This window comes from Rhodococcus sp. SG20037 (genome assembly GCF_031763325.1).
Classification (GTDB): Bacteria; Actinomycetota; Actinomycetes; order Mycobacteriales; family Mycobacteriaceae; genus Rhodococcus_F; species Rhodococcus_F qingshengii.
The window spans coordinates 524,123-548,168 of the sequence record NZ_CP134497.1; the positions used below are offsets into that span (position 1 = coordinate 524,123).

Below are 24,046 nucleotides of genomic sequence, written 5' to 3' on the forward strand. Positions count from 1 at the left end.
CATGACCAAGCCCACCACCAACAATTTCGGTATCGCGGTCGCAAGTGATGACGAATCGCTGACCGCGGGTATTCAGGGGCCGGTGCTCCTTCACGACCACTACCTGATCGAGAAGCTCGCGCAGTTCAACCGCGAGCGTGTCCCGGAGCGCATCGTCCACGCCAAGGGCGGCGGCGCTTTCGGTGAACTCGTCATCACACACGACGTCAGCAAGTACACCAAGGCCGCGTTCCTGCAGCCGGGTAAGAAGACCGAGTCACTCGTCCGCTTCTCCACCGTCGCCGGTGAGCAGGGCAGCCCGGACACCTGGCGCGATCCGCGCGGTTTCGCGATGAAGTTCTACACCGAAGAGGGAAACTACGACCTCGTCGGCAACAACACCCCGGTGTTCTTCATCAAGGACGCCATCAAGTTCCCCGACTTCATTCGTTCGCAGAAGCGACTGCCCGGCTCCGGTCTTCGTGACCACGACATGCAGTGGGACTTCTGGACTCTGCGTCCCGAGACCGCTCACCAGGTGACCTGGCTGATGGGTGACCGCGGTATCCCGAAGACCTGGCGCAACATGGACGGCTTCGGATCGCACACCTACCAGTGGGTCAACGCTGCGGGTGAACGCTTCTGGGTGAAGTACCACTTCAAGACCGATCAGGGCATCGAGTTCCTGACGCAGGCCGAAGCAGACAGCCTCGCCGGTAGCGATCCCGACTACCACCGCGCGGATCTGTACAACGCCATCGAGGCCGGTAATTTCCCGAGCTGGACACTCAAGGTTCAGATCATGCCGGTCGACGAGGCCGAAGGCTACCGCTTCAACCCGTTCGACCTCACCAAGGTCTGGTCCCAGAAGGACTACCCACTGATCGAGGTCGGCAAGTGGACGCTGAACCGCAATCCGGAGAACTTCTTCGCGCAGATCGAGCAGGCTTCGTTCGAGCCGTCGAACGTGGTGCCCGGCATCGGATTCAGCCCGGACAAGATGCTTCTCGGCCGCGTCTTCTCCTACGCCGACGCACATCGTTACCGCATCGGCACCAACTACGCCGACCTGCCGGTCAATGCCCCGAAGAACGAGGTGAACTCCTACTCCAAGGAGGGCGCCATGCGTTACAGCTTCAATTCCCCGTCGACGCCGGTGTACGCACCGAACTCGTACGGCGGACCGCATGCCGATCCGTCGGTTGCCGGTGACGAAGGACTGTGGGCGTTCGACGGCAAGGCAGTGCGCGCCGGATACATCGAGCACGCCGAGGACGGCGACTTCACGCAGGCCGGAACGCTGGTCCGTGAAGTTCTCGACGACGCAGCTCGTGAGCGCCTGGTGAGCAACATCGTCGGCCACGCCCTTGCCGGCGTCAGTGAGGAAGTTCTGTTGCGTGTCTTCGAGTACTGGAAGAACGTCGACGCAGATTTGGGCAAGCGCGTCGAAGAAGGTGTACGCGCAGGTCAGTGACCCGCTGACATGAGCATCGCCTAGGTCTACCGAATGCGGACCGCTGCAAGGGAAATCACTTCCCGGCAGCGGTCCGTTTCCGTCTACCCAACTACAGAAGCGCAAACCAATAGACGAAGCATGCGAGAAGGAATACAACGACTGACTCCATGACGACACCCCTGTTCGACGTGCACTTCTGCTGTTCGCACTCTCCATGATCCGCTTCTCGAGCTGAGAATGCTCGGGGCACAAGTTTCGCGAACCGAGGTGTTGGGCAGTCAATTCCCATGGCAATAGGTGCGGTTCTCTTCGACATCGACGGAACGCTCGTCGATTCCAACTATCTGCACGTAGAAGCGTGGTCGCGAGCTTTCTTCGAGGTAGGTCGCCCGGTCGACGCGTGGCGGGTACACCGCAGCATCGGCATGGACGGAGACCAACTACTGGAGTCCTTGCTCGGCGAAGACATCGACGGGTGCGGACCGCGAGCCAAAGAACTTCACACCACGTACTACCGGCAGTCGGCCGACCGTCTCCGAGTACTGCCGGGAGCGCGCGAGTTGATCCGCCGAGTTCACTCGCTCGGACTGCATGTGGTGCTCGCTACCTCGGCGCCGGACGACGAACTGAAGTTGCTACGCCGGACGCTCGACATCGACGAAATGATCTACGCCGCCACCGCTTCGGAATCCGTCGACGAGGCCAAACCTGATCCGGACCTGATCGAGGTCGCGCTCGCGAAGGCAGGTGTCGACGCGGGCAATGCGGTCATGGTCGGGGATGCCGTCTGGGACATGAAGGCGGCGACATGGGCGGGCGTTGTGGCTGTGGGAGTGCGCAGCGGCGGCATGTCGACCGACGAACTCGAAGGTGCGGGTGCGGCTGCCGTGTACGACGACGCCCGCGACCTTCTCGACCACCTCGACGGCAGTGTGATTTCCGAACTCGTTTCAGGCCTAGATACCGGGAGTTGATCAGTGATGGCACGATTCGGCTACACCTTGATGACGGAGCAGGCAGGTCCGAAAGAACTGGTTCGCCATGCAGTTCGGGCCGAAGAAGTCGGCTTCGACTTCGAAGTGATGAGTGATCACTACTCGCCGTGGCTGACCGAGCAGGGGCATGCGCCCTACGCCTGGTCGGTGCTGGGGGCAGTCGCCCACGCCACCGAGCGAGTCGGTTTGATGACGTACGTGACTTGTCCGACCGTGAGGTACCACCCCGCCGTCGTCGCTCAGAAAGCTGCGACGATCCAGATCCTCGCGGACGGACGCTTCACCCTGGGATTGGGAAGTGGCGAGAGCCTGAACGAGCATGTGGTCGGCGAGGGTTGGCCGTCCATCGACACCCGCCAGGACATGCTGCAGGAGGCGGTGAGCATCATTCGCGCACTGCTCGCCGGAGATCTGGTGAGCTGGAAGGGGGAGTACTTCGACGTCCAGTCCGCCAGGATCTGGGATCTCCCCGAGAACCCGGTTCCGCTGGCGCTGGCCATGTCCGGAGACAAGTCCGTCGAGCGTTTCGGTCCGATGGCCGACGATCTGATTGCCGTGCAACCGGATTCGGAGCTAGTGCACTTGTGGAAGCACGTGCACGGCCGAGCATACGGATTGGCTCCCGCAGGCCGGACCATCGGTCAGATTCCGATCTCGTGGGACCCTGATCGCGACACGGCAATTGCACGAGCTCATCAGCAGTTCCGGTGGTTCGGCGGAGGGTGGTCCGTGAACTCCGAACTGCCGACGCCGGCGAGCTTCTCGGGTGCGACTCAGTTCGTGCGCAAAGAGGATGTAGCTGAAAGCATTCCGTGTGGTCCCGATCTCGATGTGATCGTCGAAGCGGTCAAGGCATACACGGACGCCGGATTCACCGATGTGGCACTGGTACAGATCGGGGGAGATACCCAAGACCGATTCTTCGACGAGGCGGCCAAGCCGCTGCTCGAGGCTCTGCACGTCGAATTGGGTTGATCGAGAAGATCAATCGAGTTCCGCCGAGTGGGCTCTTGTCGAGTCGCGCGCTACCGCCGTGCAGCCTCGCCTGCTGCGCGACGAGGGCCAGTCCCAAACCGCTTCCGGCGTCGCCCGCACCGGTACCACGAACGAATCTCTCGAACATAGCTTCGCGTTCCGAAGGCGCGATCACGGTGCCGTTGTCGTCGACGAAAACCGTCGCCGAACCCGTCGCAGCCCCTGATCGGACGGTGATCTCGACTTCGTCGGCATTGCCGTGCCGAACGGAATTGGTGACGGCGTTGGTCAGCACCAGACGGATACCCGCGGGAAAGGCCTGAACCGAAAGTTCTTCCGGTGCTTTCAAACGAACGTCGACCTGCGGGTGCAGACGGCCGGCGTCAGCGACGGCGCGATCGGCAACCTCGACGAGATCGACGTCGGCACAATCCTCGGGATCGGCCACGTCACCCAGGGCTAGAGTCTCGAGGTCGGTCAGGGTGCGCTCGATCTGGCGCTGCGCTTCCAACAATTCGCCGGACAGTTCGCGCCGTTGGCTTTCCGTGAGATCGAGTGTTGCGAGAACTTCGAGATCGGTACGCATCGACGTGAGAGGTGTGCGCAGTTCGTGGGCGGAGACGCGAGCGAAATCGCGTGCCGACTCCAACGCCTCCTCGGTGCGGCTTCGATCGCTTTCGATGCGACTGAGCATGCTGTGGATTGCCTCCGACAGTTCTTCGGCTTCTCGCGTTCCACGTACCGACGGTGCCCGGCGCGAGAGTCCGTCGACGTCGAGGTTGTTGCCGATCGAACTGGTGGTCTCGGTCAATTGCTGTAGTGGCCGGACGGCTCGGCCGGTGAGGAACCAACCGAGCCCGGCCGCGGCAAGGATGGCGACCACTGCTGCAGCGGCCACTTGGAACTGCTGCTCACGGATTGCCTGGGTCAGTGGGTCTTCGGGGATGCTGACGGCCAGTGCGGCGCCGCTGTCGCCGGGCACCAGAACATCACGACTGCGAACATCGGTGGTAGCCAAGGCGCTGACGGTCGCGGCGTTGAATCCGGGGCTGACCACGGATGGTTCTGTTGTTGCAGTTGGTGTTTCGATGAATAGCGGGCTCGGCGCACTCGCCGCGACGCCCAGGGTGACGGAATCGAGAGTGCGTTCGAGTTGTTCGGATCCGTTGACACGCAGAAAGACCGCGAACGCAATTCCGATCGCGGCAATCACGATTCCGGCGGCCAGGCCCGAGGCGATGGCTACGCGAGTCTGAAGTGACAGCGGCCGCTTCATCGTTCGGCCCTCAGGACGAAGCCCACCCCACGCACTGTGTGGATCACGCGGGGCGCTCCGTCGACTTCGAGTTTCTTGCGTAGGTAGGTGACAAAGACGTCGACGACATTGGTGTCGGCGGCGAAGTCGTAACCCCAGACGAGTCGCAGGAGTTGTGCGCGACTGAGTACGACACCGGCGTGCTCGGCGAGTACCGACAACAGGTCGAATTCTCTTTTGGTGAGTTCGATTCGCCTACCGTCGATGTGCGCTCGATGGCCACGGAGATCGACCGTCAGCGGTCCCACCGTGATCGGATGGTCGACCGACGGGGTGGCTCGCGTCGTGCGTCGAAGTAATGCGCGGAGTCTGGCGACGAGCTCGGCCAACTCGAAGGGCTTGGTGAGGTAGTCGTCGGCGCCCGCCTCCAGCCCCGCGATGCGATCACCCACGGAACTTCGGGCGCTGAGCACGCAGATCGGAACCTCGTTGCCGATCGCGCGCAGGGCGGTCACCACCCCGACGCCGTCGAGGCCGGGCATGTTGACGTCGAGAACGAGCGCGGCCGGGCATTGCTTGTTCACCGATGACAAGGCCGATCGTCCGTCGACGGCAGTTGCCGTGTCGAAGCCCGACAATCGGAGTCCACGTTCGAGCGAATTCAGAACCTTCGCGTCGTCGTCAACGATCAGGATGCGCTCGCGTGTACTCACCCCAGCCATGGTGCCATCGGATCAAGGCCTGGGGCCTCGCTCGGAGCGAGGGCCGTCGCATTCTCATCAACTCCTAAGAAACCGACAACAGATCTGCAGTGTTGGCTTCATAACCTCGGGTTTCTCGGATGCGACCGCGCCGAGAACTCGAGAACGTTCGATCAAGGAGAACTACGATGACGCGATTGAAAGTGAACGGCAAGCGGGCCCGCCGGACCGGTGTGGTGGTGGCGTCCGTGGCGGTCCTCGGTATGGCAGTGGCGCCGGGAATCGCCTGGGCTTCCAACCCGATTTCCGACGGGTCACCGGTGGCGGTGCGGTCGATCGCGACCGCTCCAGCCGAGTTGGGTGTGGCTCCCGAAGTAGCGTGTGGTGTCGCGGCGCCGATTTCCGACGAGGAGCTGCAGAAGCTCATCGACGAGGGGAAGGTCGTGCGCGCGGAGGAGGCCGGTACGGCCGCAGTCACTATCGAAGTGCCGAGCGAAGCTGCGACATTCGTTGCGCGTGAAGGGGTGCCGGCGTTGCCGACCGTCGAGTGGGCTCCGACGACCGAAGGTGTTCCGGCAGAGGTGCTCGACATGGCCGGTGTCGCTCCGCTGGAGGAGGGCGTTGCCCTGTCATGCACGGTTGCCGCGGGCTGACGAGCGAAAAAAGCTCCGCATGAACCGCTTTGACCTGGAACGGTACGGCCGTACTCAACTGGGTCTGGAGGTTGGTCAAGCCTGTCGGTAGCACTTGCTACGTTCGGGGCGGTCTCGGCGAGCATGCCGGGGCCGTCGCCGACGGCGTCATGTGTGTGGTGTCTTGCAGAGGTGCGGTACGGCCTGATGCGGGGCGCGTTTCGAAAGGTGTTGTGTTTCATGGTCATGGGCCCCACCCACGCGATGTCCGGTGCTGCTGTGGGGTTGGTGGTTGCGGAGTTGTTGCCTCTCGACTGGGGAGGGCCCACATCCACTGCGGAAACTTTGACCTTTGCCGGGGTGTGCGCCGGAGCCGCCTTGCTTCCCGACCTCGATACCGGTCAGTCGACGGTTTCGAGGTCATTCGGTCCGCTCAGCAAGGCTCTGGCCAAAGGCATCGACGCAATTTCGGTGACTTTCTACCGCATCACCAAAGGCAAGAAGGACGGCAAGCGTCGTGGTGGGCATCGGACGCTCACGCACACCGCGCTGTTCGCCGCCGGGTTGGGTGCCGGGGTCTCGGCGCTGGTTGTTCAGTTCGGGAAGCCAGCCATCATCATCACCCTGTTCTTCTGCCTCGGGTTGGCCATCCGAGGATTGGCGGGTGAATTGGCCAAGGAGAAGGGATGGCTCGCGGTCTCCGCCGTTGCGTTGGTGCTCTCTGCCCTCACCTGGCAGTGGTATCCCAGCGAGGCCGGATCCACGGGGCTAGGTGTTGCGGTGGCACTGGGCTGCGCCACGCACTGTCTCGGCGATGCGATCACCAAGGAGGGAGTGCCGTTTCTTGCACCTCTGATCCCGCTCGGCGGCAAGCGATGGTGGGAGCAACGGCTGCCGTCATTCCTGTCCATCCGTGCAGGTGGGAACCTAGAGAAGGTTCTGATCGGGCCGGCTCTGACGGTTCTGACTGCCTGGTTGATCATCAGTGCGTTCGACGGTGCCCCGGAAGCGATCTACGCGGTATTCGCTCCGATGGTGCAGTGAGCTTCGGAAAACTTTTATTACGGAACCACTGGCATCGTAATCATATTTGTTCTACGTTCGTCCCTGACATGAACCGAGTCGGCTGACGGAGTGAGCAGTGGTGCATCAAGCAGAGCGCATGGCAGAGCACAGCTCGAGCGAAGACGGTGTGAGCCGGCGCGGATTTCTCGCAGCGAGTGCCGGCGCAGCTGCTCTCGCGGGCATTTCCTGGGCACCGGCAGGAGCAGTTCCCTGGGGCTCGGCATCGACCATCGCGCCACCGCCCGGATATCCGTCGGACATTCCGTTGTCACAGTCGGCGTACGCGAACTGGTCGCGAGAAATCATGCTCGACAGCGTGTGGACGGCCACGGCACGTCACAGCGACGACGTCGTCACCCTCGCCAACTGGGCGTTCGACAACGGGTACACAGTGCGTGCGAAGGGAACGATGCACGGGTGGAGCCCGTTGACGGTGGTGCCCGGCGCGCCTTCGGATCGAGTTCTGCTGGTCGATACGATGGCCAACTTGAATTCGGTTGTGGTGCAGCACGGCACGCCCGCAACGGTCACGGCGGGCGCCGGCGCCAGTATCGAAGCGATTCTGACAGCGCTCGAGCGAGAAGGGCTCGGCTGGGCCAACTCTCCGGCGATCGGTGAGCTGTCCATCGCCGGCGCGCTGGCGATCGGTGCTCACGGGGCAACCTATCCGGCGGTGGGGGAGACGATCACCCCTGGTCAATCGTATGGTTCGCTGAGCAACCTGATCACCGAGATCACGGTGGTGGCGTGGGACGAAGGCATCAATCGGTACGCACTGAAGACATTTCACCGATCGGACGTCGAGAGCACCGCCTTCCTGACCCATCTGGGTCGAACCTTCGTCACCTCCGTGACGCTGCAAGCCGGGGAGAATTATCGGCTGCGGTGCCAGAGTTTCACCGACATTCCGTGGCAAGAACTCTTTGCTGCTCCCGGGTCGCCAGGGCGTACCTACGAGAGTTTCGTCGAGAAATCCGGACGGGTGGAAGCAATCTGGTTCCCGTTCACGCAAACACCGTGGCTCAAGGTCTGGACACCGACCCCGGTCAAACCGCCGGAGTCCCGAGAGGTGAGCGGGCCGTACAACTACTTCTTCTCCGACGCGATTCCCGAAGAAGTCACCACCCCGTTGGGGATGGTGGCACAGGGTCTCCAAGGTGCGACACCGCTGTTCGGCGCCTCTCAGTTCGGCGCTGTAGCAGCAGGATTGGTGCTGACCGACACCGACGATCTCTGGGGCTGGTCGAAAGACGTTCTGTTCTACCTCCGGCATACGACCTTGCGCGTCGTAGCCGGGGGCGGAGCCGTGATCACCAAGCGGTCCAACATCGGCCGAGTGGTCCACGAGATGACGAGTTGGCTGAACGAACGAATGACGCACTACGCGTCGTTGGGGCAGTATCCCGTCAACATGCCGTTCGAAGTGCGTCTCTGCGGTGTCGACGATGACGGCGAGGTGTTGGTCGACAGCGCCGGAGTGCCGGACCTGTCAGCGGTGCGGCCGCGGGCGGATCGTCAGGACTGGGACACAGCGATCTGGATGAACGTGGTCTCGATTCCCGGCACCGCGGGATTGCCTGCGTTCCTTCGCGGAATGGAACGGTGGATGGTCGCGAACTACTCCGGCGATTACGCGACCTTCCGTCCGGAGTGGTCCAAGGGGTGGGCATTCACCGATCAGGCGGCGTACCAGGACGACGAATTCCTCACCAGCACAGTGCCTGCCACCTTTCGTGCCGGTGGCGACGGGAATTGGGACTTCGCTCTCGCCACTCTCGACGAACACGACCCGCACCGCGTATTCAGCAATACGTTCCTCGACCGCGTATTGCCACCCAGCTGAATCTCCTACTGCGGAAGCGGTTTGCGCCAACATACGTCGGTGACACGGATACGCTGATTGTTGTCACCGTTCCAATCGACGCTCAGCCCCTGAGTTCGGAGTGCGTCGGCTACCTGGCGCCCGACGGTCTGATCGGTGTGCGCGATCATGTGTGCCTTGGCGGTTTCGTCGCCGCCGAAGGCAGCGGCGACCAGCGCGGGATCGAGATCGTGGGCCGGACGGAACGCACTGTAGGACAAGTAGAGATCGGACGGCTCGTCGCCGAGACGCTCCGCATCTTGCATGTGGAAGAACGTGTACGCCCACTGAGCAAAGGGATACCCGTTCTCGTCGGGTTCGGACGGCGTGCGTTCGTCGTCGATTTCGGTAGTGCCGCACTGCATGCAGCAGGTGAAGTTCATCCGGGCCACGATGCCGTTGCGTTCGAGTTCGGCGAAGGCTGCGGAGAGGCGCTCGAAGTCTCCGGGAGCCGTCCACTGGGTCTGCTCCTCGACTCTTCGGTCCCAGACCTCACGCACTACTGCGTCGATCTGTCTGCCGAGTTCGTCGTTCTCGAAGCCGCCCTCGACACAGTCTCGGGCGGCTTCGCAGATTTCGTCGAACGTAGCGAAACCTGGGACTACCAGTTCGCGTGCTTGCTCACGTACGGCGACGATGTCGGCCTCACTGAGCCCCGGTGCTGACCGTGACTGTGATGACCGTGACCAGGGCAATCGCATACCGGCACCGTACTGCACCGATCCGACCGTCAGGCGACGTCGGCTGCTGCTTTCGTTTCCTCCTCGTTTGACGGGGCAGGCTTGTTCGGGATGAGCGCCGTGGCGATCAGGCCCACCACGACAAATCCGGCCGCAAGGTATCCGCCGAGTGTGATGCCGTGAGTCATCGCAGATTGGGCAGCGTCGGCGACGAAGGCAGTGTTCGGTGAACCGGCCAGCGAGTCGATGGCGGCGCCTGCGCTGTCGGTGACTGCCCGCGTCAACTGATCAGCCTGAGCTTGGTCGATACCGGATCCGGTGAGGTCGTTGTTCAGCGTCGAATTGAGAGTGCTGAAGAAGACCGTGGTGAGGACAGCGATGCCCAGTGCGGATCCGAGTTGGCGGAACGCGCTCTGAATGCCGGAGCCTTGACCGGCGCTCTGCTCGGGAATCTCCTCGAGCACGACGTTGGTCACCTGGGCAGTCGCAAAACCGACGCCGATTCCGTAGAAGAACAGCACTGCGGCGATAGTCCACCAGGGGCTGTCTGTCGCAGCGATGAATCCGAGGCCGGCGAGACCGAGCGCTTCGAGAGCCAGGCCGATACGGACCAAGCCCAACGGCGAGACCTTCGATGCCAGCCCGAAGCTCGCACCACTGGCGACAAAGCTGCCGATGGCAATGGGAACCAGCGCGAGCCCTGCCTGGAGGGCGCTGTATCCGAGCGTGAACTGGAGCCAGAGAGGAAGCACCGCAACGATTCCGAACTCGCCGAGTCCGATGATCAGCGTCGCGATGTTGCCGTTGCGGAACGACGAGATGGAGAACAACCGTACGTCCATCAGTGCCCGCGACGGATCGGCGCTGCGGGTGAGCATGGTTTGACGGTAGGCGAACGCACCGAGCGACAGAACGGCGAGAACCAGCGCCACCAGAACCGGCGACGGGCCGCTGGACCATGACAGACCGAATAGATCGAAGGGTTCCTTCGTCGTCAGCCACCCGTACGTTCGTCCCTCGACGAGTCCGAAGGCCAGCAGGCCCAGGCCGGCGATGGACAGTGCCGCTCCGGTGGCGTCGACGCGCCCAGCGGTGCGCGGGGAGGGAGCGATGAACAGCACTGCGCCGATGAGAATGAGCGCAGCAAGCGGAATGTTGATCCCGAATGCCCAACGCCATGAGGCATGTTCGGCAAGCCAGCCGCCGAGCAATGGACCGAGGGCGGATGCAGCGCCGATGGTGGAGCCCCAGACCGCGAAGGCCTGGCCGCGCGCCTTTCCGGTGAACATCGCGTTCAGAAGCGACAGTGACGTGGGCAGGATCATGGCCGCGCCGGCGCCCTGCAGGAAGCGCGCCAGGATGAGCAGACCGCCGTTCGGCGCCAGTCCGGCCAGCAGGCTCGTTGCGCCGAACACGACGACACCGGCGATGAAGATACGACGGGCGCCGACCAGGTCGGCAACTCTGCCGACCAGAAGCAGGAGTGCCGCGAACACGATTGCGTAGGACTCTTGGATCCATTGAGCCTGAACGGAATTGATCCCGAGATCTTCGATGATCGAGGGAACTATGACGTTGACGATCGTGGTGTCGACGACGATCAGTGCCACGCCGAGTGCAATGGCGATCAGGCCCAACCACTTGCGGGTGGTGGGTGAGATGTTCACGAATAAACCTCCATTGTGAAGTAACTTTATTATGAAGGTATATTTGAGGCGGTAAGTTGTCAACGTGCGCGCTGGGCTCGACCGGCCGCCGTCTGGCACAGGAAAGGTGGGATCACCGAGGTGGAGGCACCGCGCGACATCTCCGTGGAGCGGGAGCGGCTGATGGACGAATTCCGCGCGTACGGTGGCACGTTCACCGAATTCAGCCATCGATTCGCGTCGTGGCTCGGCCTGCATTCCACCGACGCGACTGCCTTGATGGAAATCACCGCTGCCGAGGAGAAGGGGACGCCGCTCTCACCCGCCCGCCTCGGAGAGCGGATCTCGCTGACGTCGGGTGCAACCACCGCGTTGCTCAACCGCCTGGAGAAGGCGGGACATATCGTCCGGACCCGAGAGAATGCCGACCGGCGAGTGGTCACGCTGCACAGCAGTGCGCATGTGCAGGACCTGGCGGACGAGTTCTTCGGGCCCCTTGCCGTGCGACTCGACGCCATGATGGCGAAGTACCCGCCCGAACTGCTCAGTCGATTCGAGGAATTTCTCGTCGACCTTCACTCGACGATGAACGAACACCTCGAGCAGGACAACCGCTGAACAAAGAACGCCGCTCGACTCCGGAGAGTCGGGCGGCGTTCTTTGTGCCGGTGACGGCTACTTGCCGAGCTTGGCCTGCAGGTCGTCGAGAACCAGGCCGGCACCTGTCGGGCCGAGGCCCAGGAACCAGGTCTCGTCGCTCACCTCGGTGGCGCGTCCTTCCTTGACTGCGTCCATGCTGGCCCACAGCGGTCCGGCAACAACCGTGGTCTGGCCCGTGTCGGCGGGATTTCCGTAGCTGGAGTAGAAGATTCGGTCACCCTCCGCCTCGGTGATCGTTTCGGGGCTGACCTCGACGGCCAGTTCGTCGATGTCCTGGATCGCCGGGCGGGGCAGACCGACGTCCTTCAAGATGACGCCGATGAACGACAAATTGCCGTACAGGCGCAGCTTCCCGGACATGAAACGAACCAGTGAAACGGTCGGGGAGCCGTCGATCGACTCACGTACCTTGTCGGCGTGCTCTTGGTAGTCGTTGAGAACCTGCTCAGCCTTGGTCTCCTCGCCGAGTGCGTCACCGGCAAGGAGGAAGTTCTCCTTCCACGGAAAGCCGGGGCGGATGCTGAAGACCGTCGGAGCGATTGCCGCGAGTTGCGGGTAAAGCTTGTCCTGGCGCAGCTTGCTGCCGAGGATCAGATCGGGCTGCAGTGCGGTGATCGCCTCGAGGTTGAGGTTGTTGGTCGTGCCGACATCGGGGACACCGACCAACTTGTCCGCCAGGTACGACGGCTGACCGGCGGCGCTTTCCGGGCTGGCGATGCCGACCGGGGTGATCCCGAGCGAGAGAACCTCGTCGAGTTCACCGCTGTCGAGGACGACGACGCGGGTCGGCTTGGCCTCGAGGGTGGTCTCGCCCAGGGCATGGGTGATGGTGCGAGGGAACTCGCCTGGCGCGGCATCGCTGCCGAGCTTCGCGGTTTCCGTGTCGGCGGTGCTGAACAGCTTGCCGCCGGTCGCGACATCGGTGTTGCCGTTTGCGTTGCCGCCGGCGTCGGAAGAGCCGCAGGCCGTAGCGGCAAAAACAGTCGCCAAGGCAACCATGGCGACTCGGACCGACGTGCGGCTCCGGAGAGTGGTGCGTGAGTGCATTAGGCTACCCTACCTTTTGGTTATCGGGCTTGGTCAGGGAGGTATCCGCACCGTTGACGCCAGGTGAGCGGCGCGTCAGGTCTCGCTCAGCGGGACCGCTACGCAATTCGGACTACAGGGTGCGACCAACGTGTTAGCTTCGCGAAAGACCTGTACTGGTAAGCGAAGACGCGTGTAGTGAGGATTTCGATGACCCTGAACATTGCCGATCTGTTCGAGGCCGTTGCCGATGCGATCCCCGATCGAGTTCCCTTGATTCTGGAAGACGTGCGATTGAGCTACGCCGAACTCGAACTGCGATCGAACCGACTCGCTCATCACCTGCAGTCGGTGGGCGTCGAGCCTGGGCAGCACGTCGGTATTCACATGCGTAACTGCGTCGAGTACGTCGAAGCGCTCCTGGCTTGCTTGAAGATCAGAGCGGTACCGATCAACGTCAACTTCCGCTATACCGATGCAGAACTCCTGTACATCTACACCAACTCTCAAATGGTGGCACTGCTGGTCGAAGAGGAATTCGCGCCGACGGCATTGGCCGTGGTTCCGCAGTGTCCGGAGATCACCCACGTGCTGATCGTCGGCGAAGACTACGAGAACGCCCTTGCCGCGCAGACTGATACCCGCGACTTCGGCCCTCGCAGCAACGACGACCATTTCATCATCTACACCGGCGGCACAACCGGAATGCCCAAGGGTGTGGTGTGGCGGCACGAGGACTTCTTCTTCGCCGCGCTGTCCGGAGCGAACCTCAGCGGGCCGCCGCGTCGGAGTCTCGAAGAGGTTGTGGATGCAGCTGTAGCGAACACCAATCCAACTGTGCTGCTACTCATCCCGCCGCTCATGCATGGAGCCGCAATCTATTCACTGCTCACGGCATTCCTCATGGGAGCGCCCCGAGTGCTGACCCGCAGCTTCGATCCGATGGAAGTGTTGCGACTGGTCGAGGCCGAGAAGATCACCGGAATCACCGTCGTCGGCGACGCAATTGCTCGGCCGATCGCCGACGCCATCACCGCAAGCGAAGGGCGCTACGACCTTTCGACTCTCCAACTGATCGGGTCGGGTGGCGCGTTGTTCTCCCCGAACCTGAAAGCAGAACTGACAACCCGACTACCGGGGTTGGTGATCAAGGATGCATTCGGTGCTTCGGATTCCGGCAACGACGGCGTCGTCGAATTCGGTGAGGACGGTTCCAAGCGAATTCGATCCAACCCCAACATGATTCTTGTGGACGACGAATTCCGTCGCATCGAACCAGGCTCGGACACAGTCGGTTTCATCGCCCGGGCCGGCCATGTTCCCGTTGCCTACTTCGGCGACCCGGCCAAGACTGCTGCAACTTTTCCCGTCGTCGACGGGGTTCGTCTGGCGGTACTCGGGGACATGGGCACGATGGAAGCCGACGGAACCATCGTGCTGCTCGGGCGCGGTTCGATGTGCATCAACTCCGGCGGCGAGAAGGTCTACCCCGAAGAAGTGGAGCAGGCACTCAAAACTCACCCGGCAGTTTTCGACGCTTTGGTGGCGGGTGCGCCCGACACTCGATTCGGTGAGAAGGTCGCCGCGGTGGTGCAGGTTCGACCGGGATTCGAAGATGTTGCGACGGAATCATTGTCGGAGCATTGCCGCACCCACGTCGCCGGGTACAAGATCCCCCGCTCGATCGTGCTCGTACCAACCATCCTCCGCTCGCCCAGCGGTAAGGCCGACTACCGTTGGGCTCGCGAAACCGTAGCGGGAGCGTAAATCACCTTCCGGCACTTCGGACGACGCACCACTCGTTTCCCTCGGGATCCAGCAGCACCTGAAAGGTGCCGGCCGGGTCCTGCTGGACAGTGCCGACCCGAGTTGCGCCGAGGCGCTCGGCAGCTTCGGTCGCAGCGACGACGTCATCCACACTGACGTCGATGTGTAGACGATTCTTCGTCAGCTTGGATTCCGGTACACGTTGGAAGGCGAGGCGAGTCCATCCTGGAGGGTCGACAAACGCCCACTCCGCGCTCCGCTCCACCGGCTGCCCACCGAGGATTCCGGCCCAGAAGGTCGCCAACTGGGCTGGTGCGGAGCAATCCACAACTACTTCATCGACCTGCCCGATCACCGCTTCACAGCTCCGCTGAATTCGGCTGCCACAGCTGCACTCAATTCGGCTGTCACACCTGCGCTGAATTCGGCTGTCACAGCCAGGGCTCGATCGGCTTCTTCACCCACATGATCTTCTCGTCCGGATGCTCACGCCGAGCTTCGGGACGGTCTGGGTTGGCTGCTGCCCACACGGCTTTCTCGTCGAGCAGTCCGGCCGCGATCGTCCAGGTCTCCCGCGTGCTCGGCGGATTGGCGCCCGCCGCCCGCGCAAGCTTGCGCAGCCGATCGTCGGGCATGTCGAGCAACTCTGCACTACTGATATCGCGATCCCAGGCGAACTTGGCAAGACCGACAGCTTTCTCACGTCGGCTACGGCTCGCCATGTCGTTGTGCGCGAAGTCTGGTTCGGATGCCACGGCTTCACCTTATCGTCAACGAAATCGAGGCCCTCCCGCGTAAGCGGAAGGGCCTCGATTTCTGTTCTTCACTGTCGGGGTGGCGGGATTTGAACCCACGACCTCTTCGTCCCGAACGAAGCGCGCTACCAAGCTGCGCCACACCCCGTGTCGAACCTCGGTTAGCTTACATTACCGAGTCGACTGACATTAAATCCGCAGGTCAGTTGCGTAGAACCGACGCTGGAGACTCTGCGGAACTGTGTGCGGAGACATGCTCCGGTTCGCGCCTGGTCGCCGGAACCAAAGTCAGCAGAGTTGCCTCGGGGCGGCAGCAGAAGCGTGCCGGAGCCCACGGCGAAGTGCCGATGCCCGCTGAGACGTGCAGCTGGGTGTGCGCGCCCCACTTCGACGGTCCCTTGACCCGGGATCGGTCGATCTGGCAGTTGGTGACCAGCGCGCCGTAGAACGGAAGGCACAGCTGACCACCGTGCGTGTGGCCGGCGAGCACCAGGTCGTAGCCGTCGTCGGCGAACCGGTCGAGAACTCGAGGTTCGGGTGAGTGCGTCAGGCCGAGCTTGAGCTGGGCGACGGGATTGGGTGTTCCGGCGACGGTGTCGTAGCGATCGCGCTTCAGGTGCGGATCGTCGACGCCGGCGGCAGCAATGCGAATACCGGCCACTTCGAGTTCGCGGCGCACGTGGGTCATGTCGAGCCATCCACGTTCGGTGAACGCGGCCCGCAGATCGCCCCAGGGGAGGGGATCGCCGGTGATGCGCTTGTCCTTGTTGAAGATGTAGCTCAGTGGATTCTTCGGTTTCGGAGCGAAGTAGTCGTTGCTGCCGAAGACGAACAGACCCGGCCGAGCCAACAGATCGCCGAGCGCCTGGACCACTGCCGGGACGCTGCGCTGATGCGACAAGTTGTCTCCGGTGTTGACCACGAGGTCGGGGTCGAGGCCTTCGAGCTCACGCAACCAATTCTGTTTCAACCGTTGGTTCGGCATCATGTGCAGGTCGCTGAGATGGAGGACCCGCAGCGACGACGAACCGGGCGCCAGGACTGGCATCGTCACCTCACGCAGTGCAAATGCATTGCGTTCGATGCCGGATGCGTACCCGATCCCTAGTGCAGCGGCGCCCGCGGCACCAAGTGCGGTGCGGGTCAGATTGGTGCGGAACTGGGAAGACACCTCTCAAGGATACGGGTGTGGCGTTCTTCTGCGTCGCTCTCGCCGCCTTTTACAGCTATTCCACAGAGAATTGTGTCCGGGCGGAGGTAACTATCGGCACGCTCGAAACGCCGAGCGCGTAGCGTTTCCACCATGTCCGACACGACACCATCGCTCAAAGCCACCCTCCGAACCGACATGGTTGCATCCATGAAGGCGAAGGATCCGCTACGTACAGCCACCCTTCGGATGCTCATGGCAGCCATCCAGACCGAAGAGGTTGCCGGTAAGGAAGCACGGGTCCTCACCGACGAAGAAATCATCAAAGTCCTTGCAAAGGAATCGAAGAAGCGCGGCGAATCGGCCGAGATCTACACCGAGAACGGCCGCGGTGAACTTGCCGCGAAAGAGCGCGCCGAAGCTCAGATCATCGACGAGTACCTGCCGACGCCGTTGACCGACGCCGAACTCGTCGACGTCGTCGACACCGCCCTCGCTCAGGTGTCCGAGGAGCTCGGTGAGCGTCCGGGTATGCGTCAGATGGGCCAGGTCATCAAGGCCGCCAGCGCGCTGGCCAAGGGCAAGGCCGATGGCGCACGTATCTCTGCAGCAGTGAAGTCCCGCTTGTAGAAGCGCGCCACCGGAAACCGAAAACGGCCGCGAACTCCGAGTCACTCGGAGATCGCGGCCGTTCTTGTTTTCAGAGCCGTCAGTTTTCAGGGCCGTCAGTTCGGTGGGGTCCCCGCAGGCGGTGCGGGTTCGCCTCCCGGCGGAGTCGCATCCGGGGGAGTCGCGCCCGGTGCCGGAGCTGCTGGAGCTGCCGGGGATGCGGGTGCTGCCGGAGCCCTTACGGACCCGTCACTGATGTAGATCGTGACGGTCGAACCCGGGATCGCGGACCCGGACGGCGAAACTCCGGTGACCGTTCCCGCGCGTGCTCCGGACGCCGTGGTCACGGAATTGACCGTGAAGCCGGACGCCTGCAACCTCGACGTCGCCGCCGACTGGCTCAGGCCGACAACCTCGGGAACCTGGCCGTTCTGTGATCCCCGTGCGTACTTCTCGTCGATCGGAGGCAGCGAGGTGGGCCCGAAGTTGTTGGCGACCGGGTTCATTGCCGCGAACCAGGATCTCGCCGGTTCGGTACCGCCGTACAGGTTGCCGCTGTAGCAGGGGCGTAGCGGGCTCGAGCAGATCTCGCCGGGTGTCGGGGAGTCGCCGAAGATGTAGACGGCCGCAGCGAGGTTGTTGGTGAAGCCGAGGAACGCCGAGGACTTGTGGGTCTCGGTGGTACCCGTCTTGCCCGACATCGGCAGGCTCCATCCGGCGCTGCTCGCGGCACCGGCAGACGTACCGGCGCCGACGTCGTCACGGCTCATGGCGTTGGCGAGTGTGTCTGCCAAGCCGGGCTCGACGACCTGCTCACAGCCCTGCTCGGTGACGGCCACCGGCTTGCCGTAGCGGTCGAAGACCGAATCGATGGGACTCGGCGGGCACCACTTGCCGTGCGAGGCGAGAGTGGCCGCGACGTTGGAGAGTTCGAGCGGGTTGATCCAGGTGGGGCCGAGGGTGAACGAACCGAGGTTCTGTTCCTTCTGGAAGTCGGCCATGCTGCGCTCGTCGAAGCCCGAGGTGTTGGGATCGGCGTACGAGCGCATGCCGAGACGGACAGCCATGTCGACGGTCGGCGTGACGCCGGTCGCCTCGATGAGCTTGACGAAAGCGGTGTTTGGGGACTGTGCCAGGGCGTCGGTCACGGACAGCGTCGGCGGATAGTTACCGGCGTTCTCCACGCAGTACGTCGAGACCGGGCAGCCTGCCGCACCACCGCTACCCATGCCCTTGGCTTCGAAGCGCTTGGGCACGTCGAGGCTCGCGTTGATGCCGAGGCCCTTCTCCATCGCCGCAGCGGTCGTGAAGATCTTGAAGACGGAACCCGCACCGTCACCGGCAAGGGAGTACGGCTGCGCCTGGACGGTTTCGTCGGCGTCGGCATTGAGTCCGTACGTGCGACTGCTGGCCATCGCGATGACCTTGTGTGAATCCTGGCCCGGCCTGATCACGTTCATCACGTTCGCGATGCCGTCGAGGTTGGTGCTCGCGTTCGCGTTCAGTCCGGCCTTGGTGGACGCCTGGACCTGCGGATCGAGAGTGGTCTTGATGAGGTAACCACCCTCGTTGATCTGGTCGCGGGTGATTCCGGCATCCGAGAGGTACTTCAGTGCGTAATCACAGAAGAATCCGCGATCGCCTGCAGCGATGCAGCCGCGCGGCAAGTTGTTGGGGGTTTCGAGGACGCCGAGGGGCTCTTCCTTGGCTGCACGGAACTCGTCGGCACGATCCGGAATGTTCGTGATCATGGTGTCGAGCACGGTGTTACGACGCTCGGTCACGCCCTCGACGTTCGTGTACGGGTTCAGCGCGGAGCTGGACTGAACCATGCCGGCCAGCATCGCGGACTGCGGAACGGTCAGATCTGCGGCGTCGACGCCGAAGTAGGTCTGAGCCGCGTCCTGAATGCCGAAGGATCCGTTGCCGAACGGTACGAGGTTGAGGTACCGGGTGAGGATCTCGTCTTTCGTGAGTTCCTTGTCCAGCGTCAGCGCCATCCGGATCTCGCGGATCTTTCGGGCCGGGGTGGTCTCGATGGCAGCGCGGCGCTCGGCATCCGTCTTGGCCACGACCAACAGTTGGTAGTTCTTCACATACTGCTGATCGAGTGTCGACGCGCCCTGCTGCACTTCACCGGTCGTCGTGTTGGTGAGGAAGGCGCGCAGCGTTCCCTGCCAGTCGACGCCCTTGTGGTCGGGGAACCGGCGGTCCTCGATGGAGACGATCGCCAACTTCATGTTGTTGGAGATCTTCTCGCTCGGGACTTCGAAGCGTCGTTGGTCGTACAGCCAGGCAATGGGATTGCCTGCCGCATCGACCATGGTGGACACCGCGGGGACCGTGCCTTCGACCAGTTCGGCCGAGACGTTGTCGACGGTATCGGCAGCGCGATTGGACGCGAATCCGAATCCGCCGGCCACCGGGAACATCACCCCTGCGACCAGGACACCCGCCAATGCGGAGCTTCCGGCGAGCTTCGCCACTGTTTTTGCAATCGACACGATCTACAGAGTACGTGTGCCCACCCATTGGAACCGGTTTCAGTGTTTTGCGGGTGTTCAAAACCTCCTGAACACGCGCTTTGTACTGCCGTACCAAAAAATGCTCCCGACCGTCTTGCGTTAGGGGCGTTCTTTACCTAAATTGTGATCAGTGTGATCGACGTAACACTCGATCACGAATGTGTCTCAGCTTTCACGTGCTACCGCGAGACGGCTGAGATGGTGCGCTGCTCGCCTCATGGCGACGGTCAGACTTTGTAGAGGGGACCCAGAATGTACACAGCCACCCCGAGTAGCCGTTTGGACATCGAGCAGGCCGAGGCACGAATCGCCTGGGTAACTCAGGCGCGATGCCGCGAGGTCGATCCCGACCAACTTTTTGTTCGTGGCGCCGCACAGCGCAAGGCAGCCACCATCTGCCGTCACTGCCCGGTCCTCATGCAGTGCGGAGCAGATGCTCTCGACAATCGTGTCGAGTTCGGTGTGTGGGGCGGAATGACCGAACGTCAGCGCCGTGCACTGCTCAAGCAGCACCCCGACGTCGACTCCTGGTCCGAGTTCTTCGAAGACCAGCGCCAGCATCACTCAGCAGTCTGATCCAGGTCGATCGGGGGATCAGCCCTTACGAGTGAGCTGATCTCCCACCGCGCGCAGCGCCTCGAGGTCCGAGACCTCGAACGGTAGCGACGGAACACCGATCAGCGGCACCCTCGGGTGAGCTGCGGTGAATCGACTCAGCAAGGCGATTTCTCGCTTCGCGATCACTGCCCGATGGGCATGGATGCGGAGAACGGCTGCGGTGAGGGCCTCGGCCTCGGTCGCATTTTCCTTCGCTTCCAGTTTGTCGGCGGCGGTCACCGCATGATCGGCAGGCAGAGCCGTCAACGTCGGGTGAGTGCGGTTGAGAACCAGACCGGCCAACGGCATCGAGTCACCCGCAAGGCGATCGACGAAGAACGCCGCCTCACGGAGAGCGTCGGGCTCGGCCGCTGCGATCACCAGGAAATGAGTCCCCGGCTGACGCAGCAACTCGTAGGTCTTCGTGGCGCGTTCACGGAAACCGCCGAACATCGAGTCGAGCGACTGCACGAATGCCGATGCATCCGAAAGCATTTGGCTTCCCACGATGGTCGAGACACCCTTCAGGGCCAATCCCATCGCGCCGGCCACGAGCCTGGTCAGGCCACGGCCGGGTGCCGAGAGCAGCCGGATCATCCGTCCGTCGAGGAATGTTCCGAGCCTCTGTGGAGCGTCGAGGAAGTCGAGCGCATTGCGCGACGGCGGGGTATCGACGATCACCAGATCCCACGCGTCGTTCGACGCCAGCTGCCCCAACTTCTCCATCGCCATGTACTCCTGCGTTCCGGAGAACGATGTGGCAACGGTCTGGTAAAAGGGATTCGCCAGGATCTGCTCGGCCTTCTCAGGGCTCGAATGCTCGATGACCATTTCGTCGAAAGTCCGACGCATGTTCAGCATCATCGCGTGGAGTTCGCCCGTGGCCTCGGGACCCAGCTTCACCGGCTGCGGAGTGTTGTCGAGTTCGGCCACACCCAAGGCCTGTGCGAGGCGACGGGCCGGATCGATGGTGAGGACGACTACGCGTCGGCCCTCTTCGGCTGCCCGCAACGCCAGCGACGCAGCCGTCGTGGTCTTGCCGACGCCACCTGCGCCGCAACACACCACGATCCGGGCCGTCGGGTCCTTGATGATCGCCGAAATATCGAGGGCAGGAGCTGCGCGTCGGCCGGTCCTGGAACTGCCGACCGTCACGTTCTCGGTGGTCTCGGTCATCACACGCCCTGTTCCGTGAGGTATTCGGCCAGCTCGTAGAGCCCACCGAGATCGACGCCGTCGGCGAGTGCGGGAAGTTGCACCCGCGCGCCGTCGATCTCGCGGAGCTTCTCCGCACTGGATTCTTGAGCTTCGAGCACCGACGCGTGCTCGATCGTCTCGGTGAGCAGGCCGGCGAAGTCGTCGTCGGACAGATCGATGCCGACATCGGAGAGCGTCGACCGGATCGAAGCTGCATCGATGTTGCCGGCTGCAGCACCGGAGAGTTGGTCTTCGGGCAAGAACCTCGGGCTGGCGCGGTTGACGATGATGGCACCGAGGTTGAGGTCGTCACGCGCCAGTTCTGCGGCGGCGTCGGCGGTTTCCTGAACGGGCAGCGCTTCGAGAAGCGCAACAAGATGTACGACGGTCTCCGGCGAGTGCAGCAGCCGAACGACGCCTTCACTCTGAGAATGCACCGGGCCGCCCTTGGCGAGGTCGGCCATCGCCTTGGTGACGTCGAGGAAGCTGCCGATCCGCCCGGTCGGGGGAGCATCGACGACAACGGCGTCGTACACGCGTTTGCCGGTTCGATCGGTGCGGATGACGCACTCCTTGATCTTGCCGGTGAGCAGAACGTCGCGAAGGCCTGGAGCGATTGTGGTGGCGAATTCGATGGCGCCGAACTTACGCATCGCCCGGCCGGCGAAGCCGAGGTTGTAGAACATTTCGAGGTATTCGAGGAACGCGGTCTCGATGTCGACGGCCAGAGCCATCACTTCACCGCCACCTTCGGCGGCCGCGACCTTGGTCTCCTGCGGTGGAAGCGGTGGTACGTCGAAGAGCTGCGCGATTCCCTGGCGGCCCTCGACCTCCACGAGGAGAACGCGCTTGCCGCCTTCGGCCAACGCGAGCGCCAACGCGGCGGCAACCGTGGACTTACCGGTTCCGCCTTTACCTGACACAAAGTGCAGGCGGGCCTTCGTCGCAGACTCGGGCCAGGTCCTGCTCAGCTCATCTTGGGATGCAACCACACCGCGAGCCTATAAGTCTGGGGCCGAAGATGTACGCGGGATAGGCTCACCGCATGAGCGAAATAACTTCCTGGGAATACACCGTGACTCCGTTGCTGGTCCACAATCCGAAGGCAATTCTCGACAACTGGGGTGTCGACGGCTGGGAACTCGTCGCCGTCCTGCCGAGCGCGTCGGGCGAGCAGCACGTCGCGTACATGAAGCGTCCGAAGGGCTGAATCACATGGCAGAGGCAACACAGACCTGGTCGGAGCGTCTCGCCGAACTGGGCATTGCACTTCCCGCCGTCGCGGCACCCGTCGCTGCTTACGTTCCCGCGGTTCGCAGCGGCAACCACGTGTACACGTCGGGTCAGCTCCCGTTCGTCGACGGAAAACTGGCGCTGACCGGCAAGCTCGGCGCGGGCGTGTCGGATGAGGACGCCAAGGCCGCGGCTCGCACCTGCGCGCTCAACGCTCTCGCTGCCATCGACGCCCTGGTCGGCATCGACAACGTCGTCCGTGTCGTCAAGGTTGTCGGCTTCGTGGCATCCGCCGAAGGATTCACCGGTCAGCCCGGCGTGATCAACGGCGCATCCGAGTTCCTCGGTGAGGTGCTCGGCGACGCCGGTATCCACGCCCGTTCGGCAGTCGGCGTGGCAGAACTTCCCCTCGGCTCTCCGGTCGAGGTGGAACTGATCGTCGAAGTTCGCTGATGTCGACTGTCCATCCCGCCTACGCGCAGCTTCGCCGCGTCACCGACATCGCTTCGGTCTTGCTCGAGAACAACCCGGGCATGATGACGCTGGACGGTACGAACACTTGGATTCTGCACGCTCCGGGCAGCGTCGAGTGTGTTGTCGTCGATCCAGGCGACAACGACGAGGAACACCTGCAACGTGTCGCTGGTATCGGTCCGGTAGCGCTGACCTTGATCACGCACCGGCACTACGACCACACCGGCGGGGTGGACCGTTTCCACGAATTGACTTCGGCTCCAGTGCGTTCCGTCGACCCAACTTTTCTTCGCGGGGGCGCTTCGGCGCTTGTCGACGGTGAAGTGATCGAGGTAGCGGGCCTGAAGTTGCGGATCCTCGCGACGCCGGGCCATACCGCGGATTCGGTGTCGATAGTCATCGAGAACGATGCGAGCGTGCTGACGGGCGACACCATTCTCGGCCGCGGCACGGCAGTTCTCGACGACTCCGACGGCGATCTGGGGGACTACCTCACCTCGCTGCGATCGCTGGCCGCACTCGGCGAAGGACTGACGGTTCTTCCCGGGCACGGTCCGGACCTACCCGATCTGCAGGCGATTTCGCAGCAGTACCTCGCCCACCGCGAGGAGCGTCTGGATCAGGTGCGGGCTGCTCTGTCGACGTTGGGCGAGTCGGCCTCGGTGCGCGACGTAGTCGAGCACGTCTACTCCGACGTCGACCCGAAGCTGTGGCCGGTCGCGGAGAAATCCGTCAACGTGCAGTTGGCGTATCTGCGACGCTGAGGCGCTCGGCGCCGACACGAAGAGCTGAGTTGTGTGGCCGAACT

The 24,046-nt window shown here is 63.0% G+C and carries 24 protein-coding genes and 1 tRNA gene; 13 read left to right on the forward strand and 12 right to left on the reverse strand.

What is annotated here, in order from left to right; genetic code table 11:
* Window position 1: 1 nt before the first annotated feature.
* The 3 genes from RHP72_RS02470 to RHP72_RS02480 all read left to right on the forward strand — a co-directional run bounded on the left by RHP72_RS02470 (window position 2) and on the right by RHP72_RS02480 (window position 3,405).
* The gene (locus RHP72_RS02470; protein WP_003943483.1) at window positions 2–1,453 is read left to right on the forward strand and encodes a catalase; all 1,452 of its coding nucleotides are present in this window, start codon (window positions 2–4) and stop codon (window positions 1,451–1,453) included.
* 269 nt (window positions 1,454–1,722) lie between these two features.
* Window positions 1,723–2,409: an HAD family hydrolase gene (locus RHP72_RS02475; protein WP_311094267.1), complete on the forward strand. Its 687-nt coding sequence runs from the start codon at window positions 1,723–1,725 to the stop codon at window positions 2,407–2,409.
* Between the two features lie 6 nt (window positions 2,410–2,415).
* On the forward strand, window positions 2,416–3,405 hold the full coding sequence (locus RHP72_RS02480) for an LLM class F420-dependent oxidoreductase (protein ID WP_007732341.1): 990 nt from the start codon (window positions 2,416–2,418) through the stop codon (window positions 3,403–3,405).
* On the opposite strand, the gene RHP72_RS02485 is transcribed toward RHP72_RS02480, so the two are convergent.
* Together RHP72_RS02485 and RHP72_RS02490 are read right to left on the reverse strand one after the other, a co-directional pair.
* The gene (locus tag RHP72_RS02485; RefSeq protein ID WP_007732344.1) at window positions 3,302–4,681 is read right to left on the reverse strand and encodes a sensor histidine kinase KdpD; all 1,380 of its coding nucleotides are present in this window, start codon (window positions 4,679–4,681) and stop codon (window positions 3,302–3,304) included. The genes RHP72_RS02480 and RHP72_RS02485 overlap by 104 nt on opposite strands.
* Window positions 4,678–5,382: a response regulator transcription factor gene (locus RHP72_RS02490; protein WP_003943475.1), complete on the reverse strand. Its 705-nt coding sequence runs from the start codon at window positions 5,380–5,382 to the stop codon at window positions 4,678–4,680. Before RHP72_RS02490 ends, RHP72_RS02485 begins: the two co-directional genes overlap by 4 nt.
* Before the next feature lie 167 nt (window positions 5,383–5,549).
* On the opposite strand from RHP72_RS02490, the gene RHP72_RS02495 reads away from it, so the two are divergent.
* The 3 genes from RHP72_RS02495 (at window position 5,550) to RHP72_RS02505 (ending at window position 8,901) form a co-directional block, all read left to right on the forward strand.
* Window positions 5,550–6,014, forward strand: coding sequence for a hypothetical protein (locus tag RHP72_RS02495; RefSeq protein WP_003943487.1), 465 nt, complete (start codon window positions 5,550–5,552; stop codon window positions 6,012–6,014).
* Window positions 6,015–6,233: 219 nt separating this feature from the next.
* Entirely contained in the window at window positions 6,234–7,037 is an 804-nt protein-coding gene (locus RHP72_RS02500; RefSeq protein WP_047270024.1) for a metal-dependent hydrolase, read from the forward strand.
* Window positions 7,038–7,155: 118 nt separating this feature from the next.
* Window positions 7,156–8,901: a cholesterol oxidase substrate-binding domain-containing protein gene (locus RHP72_RS02505; RefSeq protein WP_311094268.1), complete on the forward strand. Its 1,746-nt coding sequence runs from the start codon at window positions 7,156–7,158 to the stop codon at window positions 8,899–8,901.
* Between the two features lie 5 nt (window positions 8,902–8,906).
* On the opposite strand, the gene RHP72_RS02510 is transcribed toward RHP72_RS02505, so the two are convergent.
* Together RHP72_RS02510 and RHP72_RS02515 are read right to left on the reverse strand one after the other, a co-directional pair.
* A complete protein-coding gene (locus RHP72_RS02510) occupies window positions 8,907–9,620 on the reverse strand; it encodes a DUF6891 domain-containing protein (protein WP_083059355.1) in 714 nt (237 codons plus the stop codon).
* 29 nt (window positions 9,621–9,649) lie between these two features.
* Window positions 9,650–11,266 carry a DHA2 family efflux MFS transporter permease subunit gene (locus tag RHP72_RS02515; RefSeq protein WP_058038247.1) on the reverse strand — a complete coding sequence of 539 codons (1,617 nt, stop codon included), beginning with the start codon at window positions 11,264–11,266 and terminating at the stop codon, window positions 9,650–9,652.
* A 120-nt stretch (window positions 11,267–11,386) separates the two neighbouring features.
* Here RHP72_RS02515 and RHP72_RS02520 point away from each other — a divergent pair, with 120 nt between their 5' ends.
* The gene (locus RHP72_RS02520; RefSeq protein WP_003943458.1) at window positions 11,387–11,863 is read left to right on the forward strand and encodes a MarR family winged helix-turn-helix transcriptional regulator; all 477 of its coding nucleotides are present in this window, start codon (window positions 11,387–11,389) and stop codon (window positions 11,861–11,863) included.
* A 57-nt stretch (window positions 11,864–11,920) separates the two neighbouring features.
* Here the strand turns inward: RHP72_RS02520 and RHP72_RS02525 are convergent, their stop codons facing one another.
* Window positions 11,921–12,952 carry an ABC transporter substrate-binding protein gene (locus tag RHP72_RS02525; RefSeq protein WP_003943522.1) on the reverse strand — a complete coding sequence of 344 codons (1,032 nt, stop codon included), beginning with the start codon at window positions 12,950–12,952 and terminating at the stop codon, window positions 11,921–11,923.
* Window positions 12,953–13,141: 189 nt separating this feature from the next.
* Here RHP72_RS02525 and RHP72_RS02530 point away from each other — a divergent pair, with 189 nt between their 5' ends.
* Window positions 13,142–14,698 carry an acyl-CoA synthetase gene (locus RHP72_RS02530; protein WP_311094269.1) on the forward strand — a complete coding sequence of 519 codons (1,557 nt, stop codon included), beginning with the start codon at window positions 13,142–13,144 and terminating at the stop codon, window positions 14,696–14,698.
* A gap of 1 nt (window position 14,699) precedes the next feature.
* Here RHP72_RS02530 and RHP72_RS02535 read toward each other — a convergent pair whose 3' ends face one another.
* From RHP72_RS02535 to RHP72_RS02550, 4 genes are all read right to left on the reverse strand, one after another.
* Window positions 14,700–15,053, reverse strand: coding sequence for a VOC family protein (locus RHP72_RS02535; RefSeq protein WP_042446659.1), 354 nt, complete (start codon window positions 15,051–15,053; stop codon window positions 14,700–14,702).
* Between the two features lie 76 nt (window positions 15,054–15,129).
* Window positions 15,130–15,453, reverse strand: coding sequence for a hypothetical protein (locus RHP72_RS02540; protein WP_003943496.1), 324 nt, complete (start codon window positions 15,451–15,453; stop codon window positions 15,130–15,132).
* 74 nt (window positions 15,454–15,527) lie between these two features.
* Window positions 15,528–15,601: transfer RNA gene (locus tag RHP72_RS02545), tRNA-Pro, on the reverse strand.
* Window positions 15,602–15,655: 54 nt separating this feature from the next.
* Window positions 15,656–16,624 (reverse strand): metallophosphoesterase, encoded by a 969-nt coding sequence (locus RHP72_RS02550; RefSeq protein ID WP_003943461.1) that lies wholly within the window; start codon window positions 16,622–16,624, stop codon window positions 15,656–15,658.
* Between the two features lie 132 nt (window positions 16,625–16,756).
* On the opposite strand from RHP72_RS02550, the gene RHP72_RS02555 reads away from it, so the two are divergent.
* On the forward strand, window positions 16,757–17,233 hold the full coding sequence (locus RHP72_RS02555) for a GatB/YqeY domain-containing protein (protein ID WP_003943491.1): 477 nt from the start codon (window positions 16,757–16,759) through the stop codon (window positions 17,231–17,233).
* Between the two features lie 95 nt (window positions 17,234–17,328).
* Here the strand turns inward: RHP72_RS02555 and RHP72_RS02560 are convergent, their stop codons facing one another.
* Window positions 17,329–19,698: a transglycosylase domain-containing protein gene (locus RHP72_RS02560; protein WP_311094837.1), complete on the reverse strand. Its 2,370-nt coding sequence runs from the start codon at window positions 19,696–19,698 to the stop codon at window positions 17,329–17,331.
* A gap of 291 nt (window positions 19,699–19,989) precedes the next feature.
* Between RHP72_RS02560 and RHP72_RS02565 the strand changes: the two genes are divergently transcribed.
* Window positions 19,990–20,313 (forward strand): WhiB family transcriptional regulator, encoded by a 324-nt coding sequence (locus RHP72_RS02565; RefSeq protein ID WP_007732375.1) that lies wholly within the window; start codon window positions 19,990–19,992, stop codon window positions 20,311–20,313.
* An 18-nt stretch (window positions 20,314–20,331) separates the two neighbouring features.
* On the opposite strand, the gene RHP72_RS02570 is transcribed toward RHP72_RS02565, so the two are convergent.
* Window positions 20,332–21,510, reverse strand: a complete 1,179-nt coding sequence (locus RHP72_RS02570; protein ID WP_007732380.1) for an ArsA family ATPase — start codon at window positions 21,508–21,510, stop codon at window positions 20,332–20,334.
* On the reverse strand, window positions 21,510–22,523 hold the full coding sequence (locus tag RHP72_RS02575; RefSeq protein WP_037130910.1) for an ArsA-related P-loop ATPase: 1,014 nt from the start codon (window positions 22,521–22,523) through the stop codon (window positions 21,510–21,512). Before RHP72_RS02575 ends, RHP72_RS02570 begins: the two co-directional genes overlap by 1 nt.
* Before the next feature lie 53 nt (window positions 22,524–22,576).
* Between RHP72_RS02575 and RHP72_RS02580 the strand changes: the two genes are divergently transcribed.
* The 3 genes from RHP72_RS02580 to RHP72_RS02590 are packed head-to-tail and all read left to right on the forward strand — an operon-like array spanning window position 22,577 to window position 24,002.
* Entirely contained in the window at window positions 22,577–22,741 is a 165-nt protein-coding gene (locus RHP72_RS02580; protein ID WP_003943454.1) for a hypothetical protein, read from the forward strand.
* Window positions 22,742–22,746: 5 nt separating this feature from the next.
* Complete coding sequence (locus RHP72_RS02585) at window positions 22,747–23,217, forward strand: RidA family protein (protein ID WP_003943508.1); 471 nt, start codon at window positions 22,747–22,749, stop codon at window positions 23,215–23,217.
* A complete protein-coding gene (locus RHP72_RS02590; protein ID WP_007732381.1) occupies window positions 23,217–24,002 on the forward strand; it encodes an MBL fold metallo-hydrolase in 786 nt (261 codons plus the stop codon). Before RHP72_RS02585 ends, RHP72_RS02590 begins: the two co-directional genes overlap by 1 nt.
* Window positions 24,003–24,046 lie beyond the last annotated feature (44 nt).